The 15,707-nt window shown below is 41.2% G+C and carries 13 protein-coding genes and 3 pseudogenes; 9 read left to right on the top strand and 7 right to left on the bottom strand.

The features are described 5' to 3' along the window. Positions 1-7 precede the first annotated feature (7 nt). Entirely contained in the window at positions 8-1,045 is a 1,038-nt protein-coding gene (gene aroF, locus ACYF68_RS00700) for a 3-deoxy-7-phosphoheptulonate synthase (protein WP_461045061.1), read from the bottom strand. 409 nt (positions 1,046-1,454) lie between these two features. Here aroF and ACYF68_RS00705 point away from each other — a divergent pair, with 409 nt between their 5' ends. The 8 genes and pseudogenes from ACYF68_RS00705 to ACYF68_RS00740 all read left to right on the top strand — a co-directional run bounded on the left by ACYF68_RS00705 (position 1,455) and on the right by ACYF68_RS00740 (position 8,405). Next, positions 1,455-2,102 carry a prephenate dehydrogenase gene (locus tag ACYF68_RS00705; RefSeq protein WP_461045063.1) on the top strand — a complete coding sequence of 216 codons (648 nt, stop codon included), beginning with the start codon at positions 1,455-1,457 and terminating at the stop codon, positions 2,100-2,102. Continuing rightward, complete coding sequence (locus ACYF68_RS00710) at positions 2,099-2,296, top strand: prephenate dehydrogenase dimerization domain-containing protein (RefSeq protein ID WP_461045064.1); 198 nt, start codon at positions 2,099-2,101, stop codon at positions 2,294-2,296. Before ACYF68_RS00705 ends, ACYF68_RS00710 begins: the two co-directional genes overlap by 4 nt. Before the next feature lie 237 nt (positions 2,297-2,533). After that, on the top strand, positions 2,534-3,529 hold the full coding sequence (gene argF / locus ACYF68_RS00715) for an ornithine carbamoyltransferase (protein WP_461047427.1): 996 nt from the start codon (positions 2,534-2,536) through the stop codon (positions 3,527-3,529). A 199-nt stretch (positions 3,530-3,728) separates the two neighbouring features. After that, complete coding sequence (locus tag ACYF68_RS00720; RefSeq protein ID WP_461047429.1) at positions 3,729-3,971, top strand: metal-sensitive transcriptional regulator; 243 nt, start codon at positions 3,729-3,731, stop codon at positions 3,969-3,971. Between the two features lie 253 nt (positions 3,972-4,224). Further along, entirely contained in the window at positions 4,225-5,181 is a 957-nt protein-coding gene (locus tag ACYF68_RS00725; protein WP_461045065.1) for a DsrE/DsrF/DrsH-like family protein, read from the top strand. 51 nt (positions 5,182-5,232) lie between these two features. Beyond that, a pseudogene (locus ACYF68_RS00730) lies at positions 5,233-6,593 on the top strand (MBL fold metallo-hydrolase). Next, positions 6,593-7,371, top strand: a pseudogene (locus ACYF68_RS00735) (sulfite exporter TauE/SafE family protein). Before ACYF68_RS00730 ends, ACYF68_RS00735 begins: the two co-directional pseudogenes overlap by 1 nt. A gap of 275 nt (positions 7,372-7,646) precedes the next feature. After that, the gene (locus ACYF68_RS00740) at positions 7,647-8,405 is read left to right on the top strand and encodes an arylamine N-acetyltransferase family protein (protein ID WP_461045067.1); all 759 of its coding nucleotides are present in this window, start codon (positions 7,647-7,649) and stop codon (positions 8,403-8,405) included. 166 nt (positions 8,406-8,571) lie between these two features. Here the strand turns inward: ACYF68_RS00740 and ACYF68_RS00745 are convergent, their stop codons facing one another. The 4 genes from ACYF68_RS00745 to ACYF68_RS00760 form a co-directional block, all read right to left on the bottom strand. Beyond that, positions 8,572-9,015, bottom strand: a complete 444-nt coding sequence (locus tag ACYF68_RS00745; RefSeq protein ID WP_461045068.1) for a TlpA family protein disulfide reductase — start codon at positions 9,013-9,015, stop codon at positions 8,572-8,574. A gap of 87 nt (positions 9,016-9,102) precedes the next feature. Beyond that, on the bottom strand, positions 9,103-9,732 hold the full coding sequence (locus tag ACYF68_RS00750; RefSeq protein WP_461045069.1) for a hypothetical protein: 630 nt from the start codon (positions 9,730-9,732) through the stop codon (positions 9,103-9,105). A gap of 80 nt (positions 9,733-9,812) precedes the next feature. Then, positions 9,813-10,637: an SDR family NAD(P)-dependent oxidoreductase gene (locus ACYF68_RS00755; RefSeq protein ID WP_461045070.1), complete on the bottom strand. Its 825-nt coding sequence runs from the start codon at positions 10,635-10,637 to the stop codon at positions 9,813-9,815. Positions 10,638-10,663: 26 nt separating this feature from the next. Beyond that, complete coding sequence (locus ACYF68_RS00760) at positions 10,664-11,416, bottom strand: hypothetical protein (RefSeq protein ID WP_461045071.1); 753 nt, start codon at positions 11,414-11,416, stop codon at positions 10,664-10,666. Positions 11,417-11,787: 371 nt separating this feature from the next. On the opposite strand from ACYF68_RS00760, the gene ACYF68_RS00765 reads away from it, so the two are divergent. Beyond that, positions 11,788-12,915 (top strand): trans-sulfuration enzyme family protein, encoded by a 1,128-nt coding sequence (locus tag ACYF68_RS00765; protein ID WP_461045072.1) that lies wholly within the window; start codon positions 11,788-11,790, stop codon positions 12,913-12,915. 110 nt (positions 12,916-13,025) lie between these two features. Here ACYF68_RS00765 and proC read toward each other — a convergent pair whose 3' ends face one another. Then, a complete protein-coding gene (proC, locus tag ACYF68_RS00770; RefSeq protein ID WP_461045073.1) occupies positions 13,026-13,817 on the bottom strand; it encodes a pyrroline-5-carboxylate reductase in 792 nt (263 codons plus the stop codon). Between the two features lie 149 nt (positions 13,818-13,966). After that, positions 13,967-15,476, bottom strand: a pseudogene (gene mqo, locus ACYF68_RS00775) (malate dehydrogenase (quinone)). Positions 15,477-15,707 lie beyond the last annotated feature (231 nt).

The following is a 15,707-nucleotide window of genomic DNA, read 5'->3' on the forward strand; positions in this document are numbered from 1 at the left end:
CTTTATCCTATTGTTGGATAACTTGCTGATTATTGGCTGTTTTCTTTTCGATGTCGAGCAGCATATTTATCGATTGCATCAAGTCACCGAATTCATCAGGCGTCAAACACTGCTGGCCATCACTCCATGCATTCTCAGGTTCTTCATGGACTTCTATCTGCAGCCCATTGGCACCTGCCATGACAGCTGCTTTTGCCATCGAAGGGATGACATGTCTGACGCCTGCTGCGTGGCTAGGGTCAACAATGATTGGTAGATGGGATTCTTTCTGCATGACAGGTACTGCCTGAATATCTAAAGTGTTGCGCGTGGCCGTTTCAAAAGTCCGGATCCCCCGCTCGCAGAAAATGACATTGTCATTACCACCGGCCATGACATATTCTGCAGACATCAACCACTCCTTCATCGTTGCCGACATTCCTCTCTTCAACAATATAGGTTTATCCGTTTCACCTACTGCTTTGAGAAGATCAAAATTCTGCATATTCCGCGCCCCTATCTGGATGACGTCCACCGTATCTACGAATTCATCGATGTATTCTGTAGACATGAGTTCAGATACGATCGGCAATCCGGTCTCTTTCTTTACAACGTCGAGGATCCTCAATCCTTCGAGACCAAGCCCTTGGAATGCATAAGGGGAGGTTCTTGGCTTGAACGCTCCGCCTCGGAATGTGTTTGCACCCGCTGCTTTAAGCTTTTGGGCGAGTGCCACCATATCATCTTCATGTTCAACGGAGCATGGGCCGGCACAGACCATGAAATTCTCTGCACCTACCTTCACACCATCTATATCAATGACACTGTCATCTTCGTGAAACAATCTATTGGCTTTTTTGTATGGAGCTTGTATACGATGGACACCATCCACAATCCTATATTTCGCGAAATCATTTTCTGTAACATTAGATGTATCTCCTATCAGTCCGATAACAGTCCGGTTTCTCCCGTCAGAGCGATTCACACCGAACCCTGCACCTTCTACATTACGTATAAGCTCCTGTATCTCACTTTCTTCTGCACCTTGTCCAACATGAATGATCATATTGACAACCTCCCATTAGATAAAATTTTGATAAAAAAACCGCCACCTATTTATATAAATAAGTGGCGGTTCAGGTTGAATGAAATGATATTGCCGAATTCTAGCCACTTATTTTATATAAATGGCTAGACATCACAAAATGCTTTAGCCATCATTGATACAAACAGAATATGTTTTACGTTTGTACGCAATGATGAGTACAAACGGCATCAAAAATAGCTAAAATAAAATCGATTATGTTGTTGGTGTTTTATGTGTCCCATTATAATCGCCTCTTTTGAGATGTGTTGAGAGCAATTATAACCACCTATAATTTATTTGTCAATACAGAATTTTCAGAATTATATGGATTGATTTGGAGCCCTTTTACGCTTATACTACTTTAATACATTTAAAATGGAGGTATTCAATGAAAATAGTCATCGTCGGCCTTGGTAACATCGGAGGGTCTTTCGCACTCAATCTAGCTAAACATGCACCGGAGCATGAGGTGTTCGGCATTGATGTCGATAAGGAGGCACTCCTTTATGCAGAACAACAGAATATAATTTCTAAAGGCTATCAGAACCCGGAAGAGATAATTCCAAAAGCAGATCTCATCATATTTTCAGTATACCCTGGAATTCTAAAATCGCTGATCGAGAAATACATCCCTTACATGAAAGAGAATACCATCCTTACCGATGTAACAGGCGTTAAGCGGACATTGATCAATGAAATCGAGCCACTTCTGCCGACCACAGTCGACTTCATCTTCGGGCATCCCATGGCTGGGCGTGAGAATCGGGGCCTGCATTTTTCAAGTGCTGAGGTTTTTGAAGGTGCAAACTACCTTCTAACCCCTACAGAACGGAATCACAGCAGAAACATCAACATCATCAAAGAATTAATTCGACAGATGGGATTCAAGGAAGTTTCCTTGATTACGCCTGAATTCCATGACGAAGTCATCGGCTTCACGAGCCAACTTGCACATGTCATAGCACTCTCACTCATCAACAGCGACGACCCGGAAAGAGAAACTAAACGATATACAGGGACAGCTACCGGGACTTGACACGCATCACGAACATTAATGAAGCGCTTTGGCCTGAACTTTTTGTGATGAATAAAGATTACCTGATGGAGCATATAGAGCGTTTTAAAGATCAGTTGAACCACTTATCAGACGCCATTGAAAATGAGGATTTCAATGCAATGAAAGAAATGATGATTGAAGCACGGGGCAGGTATCATGATCTTCACAATTAAATCACATCACTGAATAAAAGAGTAAGTGCCATGCATTGAATGCATGGTTTTTTCATCAGTCACTTCAAGCAGACACATCGAACAACACAGATATATTTCGTCGTCCCCCCAGTCCAAAAATTAATTATTATGCAATATATTAAATATTTATTTGATTAATTAGCATTTTTATGTATAATTGCCTTAATAACTTTAAATAGGGGATGATTATTTGGGACGGCAAAACAATTAGAACTCATACAGTTCCACAATAGAAATTTTTTAAAGGAACACGACTTCTCAAGGGAACAACTGGAATTACTCATCGACTTTGCTGAACATTTGAAGCTTAAAGAAAAGCACGGTATTCCACAACGCTTCATGAGCGGCAAACATCTCGCAATGATTTTCGAAAAGCAGTCGACGCGTACACGCTCGGCCTTCACAGTAGCTGCCGGTAAACTTGGCGCTCAAGTGGAGTATTTAAATAAAGATGATATTCAGCTTGGGGCCAAAGAGTCTGTAGAGGACACTGCGAAAGTACTAGGTTCGATGTTTGACGGCATAGTGTTTCGAGGGTTTGATCAAGCAACTGTCGAATCACTTGGAGAACATGCGGGGGTACCTGTATGGAATGCCCTCACCGATGAGTGGCACCCTACGCAGATGCTTGCCGATTTTCTGACCATCAAAGAGCATTTAGGAGACTTTCATGGAAAAACTGTAACTTTTGTTGGGGACGGTCGAAACAACATCTCACATTCCCTTCTTATTACAGGCGCGATACTCGGGGTGAATATCAATATAGTAGCGCCAAAAGCGTTGCAGCCGAGCACCAGTGTTCAGAAACTAGCCAGTGAACTCAAGGAAGACTCCGGAAGCAGCATATTAGTCACTGAAAATATTGAAGAGGGTGTATATGACAGTGATGTCATCTATACAGATGTCTGGTGTTCCATGGGAGAAGAAGATGCTCTTGAGGAACGACACACTCTACTTCGTCCTTATCAGGTAAATCAGTCATTGATCGATATGACGGGTAAAGCGCACACCATATTTCTTCATTGTCTCCCTGCCATACACGATACAAAAACGGAAATGGGGCGCATCGTTTTCGACAAATTCGGAATGGATGGTTTTGAAGTCACTGATGAAGTTTTCAGGAGCCCCTATTCAAAAGTATTTCAACAGGCAGAGAACCGCATGCACACGATTAAAGCACTACTTGCAGCGACATGCGGCGACGTATACTGAAGAAGCGGTTGTTCACCGCTTCTTTATTTTGTCCAGTTTTCCTACTTGATGAGCACACCTGACTTGGGGAAGCCAGCCCCATATACCTACAGGGGTATTTGACAGATCTATTTATAGCTTTTATAATGTATATATAACTAATTAAGAAGGTGATGCTTTGACTTCAATCCAGGAAAAGACAGTTTATGATAAAGCTGTCATGAATCGTATTCATCGCTTGCAAGGACAGATTAATGGTGCTTTAAAAATGATGGAAGAAGGCAAGGACTGTAAAGATGTAGTTACGCAATTGAGTGCTGCAAAAAGTGCTTTAAACCGTACTATGAACGTCATTGTAAGTGATAACCTTGTCCAATGTGTAAAAGAGACAATGAATGATCCAGATGAAAATACAGATGTTCTTGTGAAGGAAGCAGTAGAGCTCCTGAATAAGAGCAGATGATTTCATCTGTTTTTATTTCCTGAAAATATACCCTGGTGGGTATTTGACAAGGTATGATTCAGCTGTTATTATACCCCTATAGGTATTTAAAAGCGAAAGGATGATTAGTAATTATGAACGACACAACTACAAAGTATCATATTAATGATGCGGATCAACTAGTTGAGAAAAACGAATATCTACTCGATGTAAGGGAACCTTTCGAGTATGAGATGGACATATCGCCAACGCCGATAATATCTCAGTAAATGAATTGGAATCGCGCCTAGGCGAACTTCCTAAAAACCGGAGGATCCATGTATATTGCCAAAGAGGCAAGCGCGGTGCTGATGCGACAGATATCTTGAAACGCAACGGTTTTGATGCGATCAACCTTGAAGAAGGTTATAGCCAGTACAACGGAAAGTATGACAGCGCTGATGAAACGACTGCTGGAAATCAACCTTTAGAGAAGAATCTCACCATCGATCCTGATAGGGTCAAAATAGAAGCAAGTGGTCTACAATGTCCAGGTCCGCTTCTTAAGGTAAATGAAGTCATGGATGGATTAAAGAATGGTCAACAGATGGAAATGACCGTGACCGATTTTGGTTTCTGTACTGACGTCGAAGCCTGGGCCCGTAAAAAAGGACACTTTATCCTGAAAAATGAAAAGGTCGGCGAGAAGGTAGTAGTGGTACTTCAAAAGAATGACTCCGAAGAAAAAACTGCATCTGAGGGACATCAGATGGTTGAAACTAAAGATGGGGCCACTATGGTCGTATTCAGTGGAGATCTCGATAAAGCATTAGCTTCCTTCATCATCGCCACAGGCGCTAAAAGTATGGGCAAAGATGTCACGATGTTCTTCACGTTCTGGGGACTAAACGTCATTAAGGACCCGAATGCCCCAAGAAAGAAAAAGACAGGGCTCGATAAAGCTTTCAGCATGATGATGCCGAAATCAGCCTCTAAGCTTCCGATATCCAACATGAATCTATTCGGACTCGGTTCCAAGATGATTCAGCACGTCATGAAAAAGAAACGTGTGGATGCACTCACGGAAATGATAGACAAAGCAGATAAACTTGGCGTTAAAATGATAGCATGTACAATGAGTATGGATATAATGGCAATAGAGGAAGACGAACTGCTTCCTAATGTTAATTTCGGTGGAGTTGGTACCTATCTTGGCGATGCCGAGAATGGAAACTTGAACCTGTTCATCTAATTAGGAGTATACGATGCATTTAAAATCAATCAATTCAAGGAGTGTATATTAATGTTCTTTAAACAATTCTTCGACAAGAAACTCGCACAGACTTCCTATATGGTAGCTTGCCAGAGAACAAAGAAGCTATGATCATCGATCCAAAACGTGTCGTTGATGAATATGAAGAAGTTGCAAACGCAGAGGGATTCAACATTACACATGTAGCGGAAACCCACATTCATGCTGACTTTGCTTCTGGTCTACGTGACGCTGCGAAAAGATTCAACGCCACCGCATATGTATCTGACGAAGGCGGTGAAGACTGGAAATACGAGGATATGCCTGCCGATACTGTATATGTAAAGGATGGGGATATCATCAATGTAGGTAATGTGGAACTGAAAGTAATGCATACCCCTGGGCATACACCGGAAAGTATTTCGTTTGTACTGACGGACTGTGGCGCCGGCAGTGAAGAACCAATGGGCATATTTACTGGCGATTTCCTATTCGTAGGAGATATTGGCCGTCCTGACCTATTGGAAGAAGCAGCAGACATGGAAGGCACTACTGAAGAGGGAGCTAACGCGATGTTCGATTCCCTTAAGAAATTGAATGACTTCCCAGATTTCATGCAAGTATGGCCTGGACATGGCGCGGGCAGTGCGTGCGGTAAATCATTGGGCGCAGTTCCTTTGTCCACCCTCGGGTATGAGCGTAGTAATAACTGGGTGTTTGACTATGAGGATAAAGACGATTTCATCAAAGAATTGACGAGCGACCAGCCTGAACCACCTAGCTACTTTGGACAGATGAAGAAAGTCAATAAAGAAGGTCTTCCAGAGTTTGAAGTGAAAGATGTAGAAATTGGCACCCCTGATGAACTGCCTGGTCAAGTATTTGATCTCAGAAGTAAGGAAGCATTTAAAAAAGCCTTTAAAAAAGGTACTATAAATATTCCCTACAATGATAAATTCCTACAGTTCGCCGGATGGTATATCGATTTTGACCAGCCAATGACCGTTATCGCAAATCCTGAAGACAGCGAAAGACTGCAAGAAGATCTTGCATCCATCGGTTTTGATGACTTGAAACTGATTGTGCCTGAAGATAAAGCCGATAAATACTTCGATGACTCCTATGATAATATATCCCCTGAAGAGCTTGTCGAAAGCTACAAGGATAAAAACATCCTCGATGTCCGTTCGACTTCAGAATTTGAAGGGGGCCATCTGGAGAACGCACACCATGTCCACTTCGGCCACCTCGATGAAAAAGAAGTGCCGTTCGACACTGACGAGACAATCTATGTGCATTGCCAATCAGGTGTACGTTCGGCAATCGCCATGAGCGCGTTGAAAGCACGTGGTTTTGAGAACGTCGTCAATATTGAAAAAGGCTATGGCGGCATCAAAGAAGCGATGAAGTGATGGATATACCTTTCATTATCGCGATATTTCTGATTGGTTTCGTCGGTTCCTTCATATCAGGTATGGTTGGAATCGGGGGATCCATCATCAAATATCCTATGCTACTGTATATCCCCCTTTGTTGGGGGTGGCAACCTTCACTTCCCACGAAGTTGCAGGTATAAGTGCCGTTCAGGTATTTTTTGCAACAATAGCAGGAGTGTGGGCTTATAAAAGCAGTGGCTACCTCAACATGAGATTAATCGCATATATGGGGGGCGCCATCCTGATTGGTAGTCTGATAGGTGGATATGGTTCTGAGTTCCTTACAGAAACCCAGATTGACATCGTCTATGCTATCTTAGCGACTATAGCCGTCGTCATGATGTTCCTTCCAAAGAAGGAGGTCTCCTTCAGTCCAGGAGATGACCTTCAGTTTAATGGGCCTCTGGCCGCTGGCCTAGCCTTGATCACCGGTGCGGCAGCTGGCATCGTAGGTGCAGCTGGAGCGTTTATACTGGTACCTATAATGTTGGTTGTCCTTAAAATACCAACACGGGTCACCATAGCCACCAGTCTAGCAGTGACATTCATTTCTTCGATTGGTGCTACCATAGGTAAAGTCGTTACCGACCAGGTGCTTTACGGCCCTGCGGCCATCATGATTGTTGCTAGTCTTCTTGCAGCACCGCTAGGAGCAAAAGCCGGACAGAATATGAATACTAAAGTCCTGCAATGGATTCTGGCCCTGATTATTCTAGGTACAGCAATCAAAATTTGGACAGAAGTGGTCATGTAAAAAGGTCTGCCTAATAAGGCAGGCCTTTTATCTTTTCTGATTTATTGTAGTATTGTTGGTAGTGTTATATTGTCGTTATATCAGTGTTTAAGCAGTTATATGCTCTATTGGTGCTTGGATCATTCAGGATGCAATATAATTGGTCTGACAAGCAAGCTGCTTGTTGAATAATATATTTGGCGTTATATTGTGTACAGATAAATGCAATAACGAAATGTCAGTTATATGAATCACCCTAGATTACGGTCAGGACGAATATAAAGGAGGACCTTAGATTGGATATCACCCGGTATTTGCAACGCATCAGCTTAAAGGAGATAGAGGCTGCAAATTATGATGCCCTCCTGCAACTGCAATCACAGCACATGCTGCATGTTCCTTTTGAGAATTTAAATGTCATGCATAATATCCCGATCCCCCTGGATGTGGAGAATTATTATAAAAAGATTGTATTGGAACAGCGTGGCGGTTTTTGTTATGAGTTGAATGGGCTATTTAACTCTTTGTTGAAAGATCTTGGTTTTAATACTTACTTCATATCGGCTACTGTTAATCGTCCCGATGGAACGTGGGCAAAACCAGGACTTCATGCTTCTTTGATTGTTGAGCTTGATCAACCCTATCTGGTTGATGTTGGTTTTGGTGATTCTGCCAGAATGCCGTTGCCTTTAACGGGTGAAGTCAGGGAAGATGTAAGCGGTGTTTATCGTGTAGCCAAAGTGAAGGAGCAGATCTTTGACTTGCAGAGAAAAGAAAATGAGCATGGATGGAGAACGTTATTCCGTGCTGACATCACACCGCGAGAATTGACTGATTTTAAAGAAGCATGCCATTTTAACCAAACCTCACCAGAATCTCATTTTACGCAAAAGAAAATTGTATCATTAGCTACTTCGAATGGGCGTGTCACACTTTCAGGAAATACTCTAATTACCACCTATGAAGGGAAAGTACAAAAAACTGATGTTGATGAGGGTGACCAAGCCTCTATCCTCGATGAATATTTTGGCATCAAATTAGAGCAACTGCTTTAATTTAATTATAATGATCTTTAAAGATAAGATAAACGGCCTGGAAATCTTGAGTTAAGATTTCCAGGCCGTTTTTAGTTGAATCCGGATCAGGCTTTTCATCAATTTATGCAATTTCAATACTGGTGAGGTAATTTATATTCGTGCAGATAAAAATCACCATGCTTCATTATTTAATTCGTTTAAATGTTTCTGAAATTGATGTCTCCGTCATAGGCCCCGTATATTTAGATACTATAATTCCTTCCGAGTCTATGAAATACGACGTCGGAATCGACACAACCTGATAGGTGGTGCTCATCATCCCATCTTCATCAATTGGTACAGGAAAGTTTAATCCATATTCTTTATAAAACTTCTCCATATCTTGATTACTACTTTCCTGATGCATCATGTTCACAGCTACGATTTCAACCTCATCCTTGTTCTTCTCATAAAAATTCTTCATATGAGGCATTTCCGCTTTACAAGGTGGGCACCAGGAAGCCCAAAAATTAAGCATTACAGGCTTATCTATGGCACTAAGCGAGATCGCTTCACCATCATAACCCTGCAATGTAAAATCAGGGGCTTTAGATCCTATATCAAGCCCTGTTTCCGGATCCGACTCCAAAGATTTGCTGACACGTGCATCTTCTGTAACAGCTTGATAGACGGTAAAAAGAGCGCACTTAAAATTATCGCAACGATAATATAATGTCTATATCTCTTCATCTTCTCCTCCTCTATTCACAGTAAGAGAAAGATAAAGGATACTTAGGACGATGAGCCATTGCAACAGGCTGAGACTGAATATTTCAGCACCGTTATAGATAAAGAAACGCATGATCAACTGCAGTACGAGTAACGTTATGGTTGAAATTAATATGACCCTTATATGCTTCCATTTGAAATATATGAAAATAAGCGCAGCAAGTGACATCACGGTCAGGAAAATGTAATGCCATTGGCCAAAAGCCCTAAGTTCAAGAAGACCATAGAAGGTATAGAAAGCAACGATGAATATAGCATATGCTTCTGCATGAAATAATGTCTTCATCGTATAGAACATGTATATGAAAGCAGCCACCATAGCTATAAGAAGACCAAAGGGCCCACCATCAAAATAGAAGACGCCCAATGGATTATCGAGGAACTCACTCCAGCTGAACAATATATAGGTTCCTTTATGGACTAGAAAGACAATTATAAGTGCATTTACCCATTCATTGAACAGTTCCTTCTTATACTCAGCTTCCCACAACATCAGGTAGCTGACCAGCAGGCTCAATAGAAGTACAATATATATCCCCGGTATTGATATTGTGCCAATATTAAATGATTCGATCATACCATCAACCCAATTCTTTATGATTTATCAAGACGATTTCAATCATCCCATGAAATAACCGGTGAATAAAGTATATTGCTTCATTGCAATTTCCTGACCCCAAATCCCACCATATTGTCGTAAATATTTGCAGAGAGCAGTTTACCGGCTAAGTTAAGTGCGAGCGATCCCCGTGTTGTCCTATATACAGATTTAACACGACTGTTTAATAATGCATCATACATTATATCCCGCGTTTTCGTCATCTCCGGCGCACGGTTGAAAGCTCTCATCATAAATGCTTTCATGTTCCCCATCTGTTCACTATAGTCGGCCCCTCCACTTTCCATATAATTCTGGCTGAAGGCAGTTTCTCCAAACGATGTTTTCACGACTCCAGGTTCTACCATCACAACCTCAACACCCAAATTTTTCACTTCCTGTCTGAGCGCAGTGCCTATTGCTTTGATACTGTGCTTCGTTGCGGCATAGTAGCCCATGCCAGCACTCGAAATATGCGCTGCAGAAGAACTGGTTATAACGATTCTGCCTTTTCTGCGCTGACGCATCGAAGGCAAGACTGCCCGGATGGTTTCTACAGCACCGAACACATTCACTTCAAACTGTCTCCTCATTTCACTCCCAGGCACAGCCTCTATAGGCCCATAGACGCCGTATCCAGCATTTACTAGAACTGCATCCACGATGCCGACCTTCTTTTCTATCATCTGATGGGTCTCTTTAATTTCCTCTGGATTGGCGACGTCCATAGGAAAGGCAAATGCGCCTTCCTTAACAAGAATGTCCAGTAGACGAATACGGCGGGCGCTTACACAGACTATATGTTCAGTCTCCTTTAATAGCTTCAAGGCAGTTGCCATTCCAAAACCACTCGAAGCGCCTGTAATCCAAATTATCTTCTTCACAGCCTGTCTCCTAACCCTGTTAAACGTTATTTACCTTTGAATATATTAAATAATTTATTCAAATATCCACCTTTTTCTTCTCTCTGTTCATTTTCAGGGTGGTTTTCCGCTGATTGTCCATGTACTTTACGGTTGCTGTACTGGTTCATATCTATGTTCGGAGAGGCATCCGAAGCTGGGATTTGTGCATCATGACCAACTGCTATAGGATCAGCAGTAGTTTCTTCTGTCCTCATCTCACGTCCCTCATCCACCTCGACATCCTCATAATCTTGATCTTCTTTAATTTCTGCAGTAGTTTCTTGGGGATCATATGCATTATTTTCACTATTATAGTTCAATGATAGAGTCTCGGGTTGTCTCCCATATTCATCCAGCCTCTCTACCAATCTATGTACATTGTTTTTAAGCTCTCTATTTTCCTGTTGCATTGCTTCAAGTTTTTCCATGACGATTCCCAACATATGGTTGATGTCATTGTTAGTGACATTGGCAGGCGTGTTGTTTTCCTTTTCAATAACGATATCCGATACTTGGGAAATTATTTCATCAGCTGCTGTTTCGAGAGTGTAGCCTGGTTTTTTAGCTGTCTTGATGAACTCTTGCAGGACTGCAATATCGTTTTGCGAAAACAGCCTTCTATTATGCTCATCTTTGGCAACTTCATAGTTCCTATCTTCTAGCAGCCTGACATATTTCCGGACGTTTTGATCCGAGAGCTCCACTTTGTCCTTAACTTGTGCAGTCGTATAGAATATCGCCTGATTTAATTCTTTCATGATATCTTCTCCCTAATATAATGTCATTATGGCTGAAAATCAAAATGATTTTGACACCTTATGACAATAACAATACCATATTCTGCCGTACCGTTTCAATAACGATAGTGCTACATACGTTATTTATTATTTGAAAACCCTAAATGCAGGTTTTTAAAGGCGTTATAATAGCATTATAATTAATTTTATTGATGATTTTTAATAACGTTGATGATACTTCTGGAAAATTGTTCTTAATTGTTTTTAAATTTCATTAATTTAAGGTTTTCTATTTTGATACTGTGTTGATTGGCATTATACTGGATATATATTTTGATTTTAATGTCACGAGAACGTATCAGAATTTAAATTTATCTGCAAAGGAGTACTATATGGGCTACAAAAAAGAAACTGAAATGATCGTAGATAATAAACGGGGATTGGATTATAGCACCGCAAACCAACCTTTGTATTATTCAACTGTCTTTCTCAGACCTGACCTCAACGCAGAGGATGGCTACCTTTATGTAAGGCATGGCAATCCGAATAGGGATAAACTTGAAGAAAAACTTGCCAAACTGGAAAATGGAAGATACGCCTATGCATTCAATTCTGGGATGTCAGCAATAAGTGCCGCTTTGATGACATTTTCACCAGGCGATCATATTATAATGCCTGCTGATATGTATGGTGGTACATACCAATTGGTAAAAACTATCTTAAAACGTTTTGGGTTGAATTTCACCGAAGTCGATCAGACCAATATAAATAATGTAACTGATGCGGTCAACGCAAACACTAAAGCAATTTATATTGAAACCCCGTCAAATCCGACGCTTAAAGTGACAAATATAAAAGCGATTACCCAATTTGCTTCTGCCAACAATATTAAAACACTCGTCGATAACACTTTTATGACACCTTTGGGACAAAACCCTCTGAATTTGGGTGCTGATATAGTCATTCATAGCGCAACCAAGTTTTTAAGTGGACATAGTGAATTGATAGCCGGGGCAATCATTGTAAACGATGATGATATAAGTACGCTTCTTAAAGAACTTCAGGTCGTTATGGGGCTTGCACTTGGCACATACGATTGTTGGACATTGAACCAACACTTGAAAACGTTGGGCATACGATGGAAACAATCCACTAGTAACACTGAAAAGATTCACCGGTTCCTCACTGCTCATCAAAAAATTGAAAAAGTGTATTATCCATTAGACAATTCAGTGCATATGAGTCAGGCCAATCACGCAGGAGCAGTAATCAGCTTCAAATTGAAGAATGAAGACCAGGCACAAAAATTCGCCGATCATCTCAAAATTCCATTGATTTCGGTAAGTCTTGGTGGAGTAGAAACTATATTGTCACATCCTAAAACTTCCAGCCATAAAGATTTATCGGAATCAGAGCAGAGAGAAAAAGAAATCACCGATGGCTTGTTCAGATTATCTGTAGGCATTGAAAATTCGGATGACCTGATAACTGACCTTCAAGCTGCCCTTGAAACAATATAGATATAACTATCATTAACAATAAAAAGACCCCTATGGTTGATTTTCAAAAATCAGCCGTAGGGGATTTTTGGTATGCTTACATCCTTCAAAATTTTCTCATCCATTGTATTCTATTTATTGTTGGCTTTATTTATTTCTTCCATTGACTGAATGATGCTATCCCTGAAACCAAGGTTTTCCAATTTCATGACACCTTGTATCGTTGAACCACCAGACGTTGTAATCTGATCTTTCAGCACACCCGGGTGCAGTTCAGTATCTATCACCATCTTCCCTGCACCTCTGATAGCTTGTGCTGCAAGCCTGTAGGCTTGGTTTCTCGGAAAACCGACGCTCACTGCCTTATCGGCCATCGCTTCTATCATCAGAAAGACATAAGCCGGGGAGGAACCTGTCAAGGAAGGCGCGTACTTGATTAGTGACTCATCTACCCATTCCACCAGAGCTATCATTGAGAACAATTCAGTAAGAATATTGCGTTCTTCCTCCGTAACATGCTTATTGGCTGTCATAATCATGACCCCTTCTTGAGACGATACAGCAATATTGGGCATGTTCCTGACGACTTTATAGCCTGGTAGTATGGCTTCGAGGTCCTCTAAAGAAATACCAGCAGCAATTGATACGTACAATGCATCTGCTCTGGTATAGTCCTGGATTTCCTTAAACGAATCCAGCACTTGGCTTGAGCTTACGCCGTTTATAATGACGTCGCATGCATGCAGTCTACTGTAATCAGTATCTATCTCAATTCCTTTCCCTTTATTGAACAGTTCAAGTTTTTCCTGATTGCGACCGACCACAATAATGGAATCTTTCATCTCCGGATAAATTAGTAACCCCCTTATTATGTGATCGACCATCTTTCCAGCTCCGATAAACCCAATTTTTTTATTCTTCATATATGCTCCTTTTGGCCTTTAAAAGGCTACGATTGATAATTCTTTTTAGTTACGGGCGCTATAATATATTGCCATGCGTTATAACGGAGTACCGCTATGCAATACAAATAGGCAGACCGTGAATATACCGGTCTGCCTATCCGACTCCATCAACTTAAGAGGGCACCATCCTCTTGAGATTTAAGATTCAATCTCTCTGAGACGGCATCATGTATTTCTTTGTACTTGTCCGGATGTTCAGCAAGTTTCATACCATAGGAAGGTATCATGCTTTTGATTTTGTCTTCCCAATTCGGATATTCTTCGGGGAAACACCTTTTCATGATATCCAACATCACATCTACAGATACTGAGGCACCTGGAGATGCTCCAAGAAGGGCAGCGATGGAACCATCTTCAGCAGTTATGACCTCAGTGCCAAATTGAAGCGTGCCCTTGCCCCCTTTTTCTGTATCTTTTATAACTTGAACACGTTGCCCTGCCACTACGATGTCCCAATCTTCGCTCTTGGCTGTAGGTATGAACTCCCTCAAATCTTCCATCCGATCTTCACTTGACTGCAGCACTTGTTCAACAAGGTATTTGGTCAAGCCCATCTCTTTGGCACCTGCCGACAGCATGGTCAACACATTGTTTGGTTTAACAGAACCAATAAGATCAAAATAAGAACCAGTTTTAAGGAATTTAGGTGAAAAGCCCGCAAAAGGCCCGAACAATAATGACCTTTTACCATGTATATGCCTCGTATCAAGATGTGGTACTGACATTGGTGGAGCGCCGACTTTCGCTTTACCATATACTTTCGCTTCATGCTTCTCCACGATCTCAGGATCTTGACATACCATGAAAATACCACTCACCGGGAAGCCGCCAATGTTTTTAGACTTCTGGAATGCCTGTCTTCTGAAGAAGTGGCAGACTGCCGCCGCCTGCTCCAATAAAGACAAATTTCGATGTATGATACTCTACTTTACCAGTATCCAGATTTTTCACCTTAACTTGCCATTCTCCACCTTTTGTCCTACGGAGATCCATGACTTCATGCCTTGTATGCATGGATACATTTTTCTCTTCAAGATTTTCAAACAACTTTTTGGTCAAATTGCCGAAATTGACATCAGTACCTGATTTGATTCTTGTAGCAGCAACAGGTTTATCAAAATTACGGCCTTCCATCATCAATGGTAGCCACTCTTTCAACGTTTCACTATCGTCAGCAATTTCCATTCCTTCAAAAAGTGGATTCTCAGAAAGCGCTGCAACCCTTTTTTTGAGGAATTCAACGTTTTTCTCACCTTCGACAAAACTGAGATGGGGCACTGGCATTATAAAGTCTTGAGGCCTCTCCATGTCTCCTTTTTCTACAAGATGAGCCCAGAACTGTTTGGAAATCTGAAACTGTTCGTTGATATGTACTGCCTTTGATATATCAAGCGATCCATCCGCCTGCTCAGGAGTATAGTTGAGTTCACAAAGCGCTGAGTGTCCTGTGCCAGCATTATTCCAAGGATCGGAACTTTCTTGCGCAAGAGCATCTAATTTTTCGAAAACCTTCATGTTCCATTCAGGTTTCACTTCTTTAAGAAGTGTACCCAAAGTCGCACTCATGATGCCGCCGCCAATCATAATGACGTCACTCTTGTTCATTACACTATTCATAATATCTCTAAGCTCCTTATCAATAATATTGTTGTTAAAATGATAACATCATTTCAATCATCCATCTCCAGTGTTTAGGATTGCCCACTTGAGTATAGATGATATACTAAAATGCAATTGTAAATTCACTATTCATCATATATTGATTATACTCCTTTTATAAGCCATATAAAAGGGGGCTTATATATGACATACAATTTATATTTATGACATACTTTTGGAGCTGTTCTC

It is taken from the genome of Salinicoccus sp. CNSTN-B1, assembly GCF_054792835.1.

What these genes read in the sequence shown, in the direction of transcription:
- aroF (WP_461045061.1), bottom strand. Translation starts at nt 1,045, where the DNA reads ATGATCATTCATGTTGGACAAGGTGCAGAAGAAAGTGAGATACAGGAG.
- ACYF68_RS00705 (WP_461045063.1), top strand. Translation starts at nt 1,455, where the DNA reads ATGAAAATAGTCATCGTCGGCCTTGGTAACATCGGAGGGTCTTTCGCA.
- ACYF68_RS00720 (WP_461047429.1), top strand. Translation starts at nt 3,729, where the DNA reads ATGAATCGTATTCATCGCTTGCAAGGACAGATTAATGGTGCTTTAAAA.
- ACYF68_RS00750 (WP_461045069.1), bottom strand. Translation starts at nt 9,732, where the DNA reads ATGATCGAATCATTTAATATTGGCACAATATCAATACCGGGGATATAT.
- ACYF68_RS00760 (WP_461045071.1), bottom strand. Translation starts at nt 11,416, where the DNA reads ATGAAAGAATTAAATCAGGCGATATTCTATACGACTGCACAAGTTAAG.
- ACYF68_RS00765 (WP_461045072.1), top strand. Translation starts at nt 11,788, where the DNA reads ATGGGCTACAAAAAAGAAACTGAAATGATCGTAGATAATAAACGGGGA.
- proC (WP_461045073.1), bottom strand. Translation starts at nt 13,817, where the DNA reads ATGAAGAATAAAAAAATTGGGTTTATCGGAGCTGGAAAGATGGTCGAT.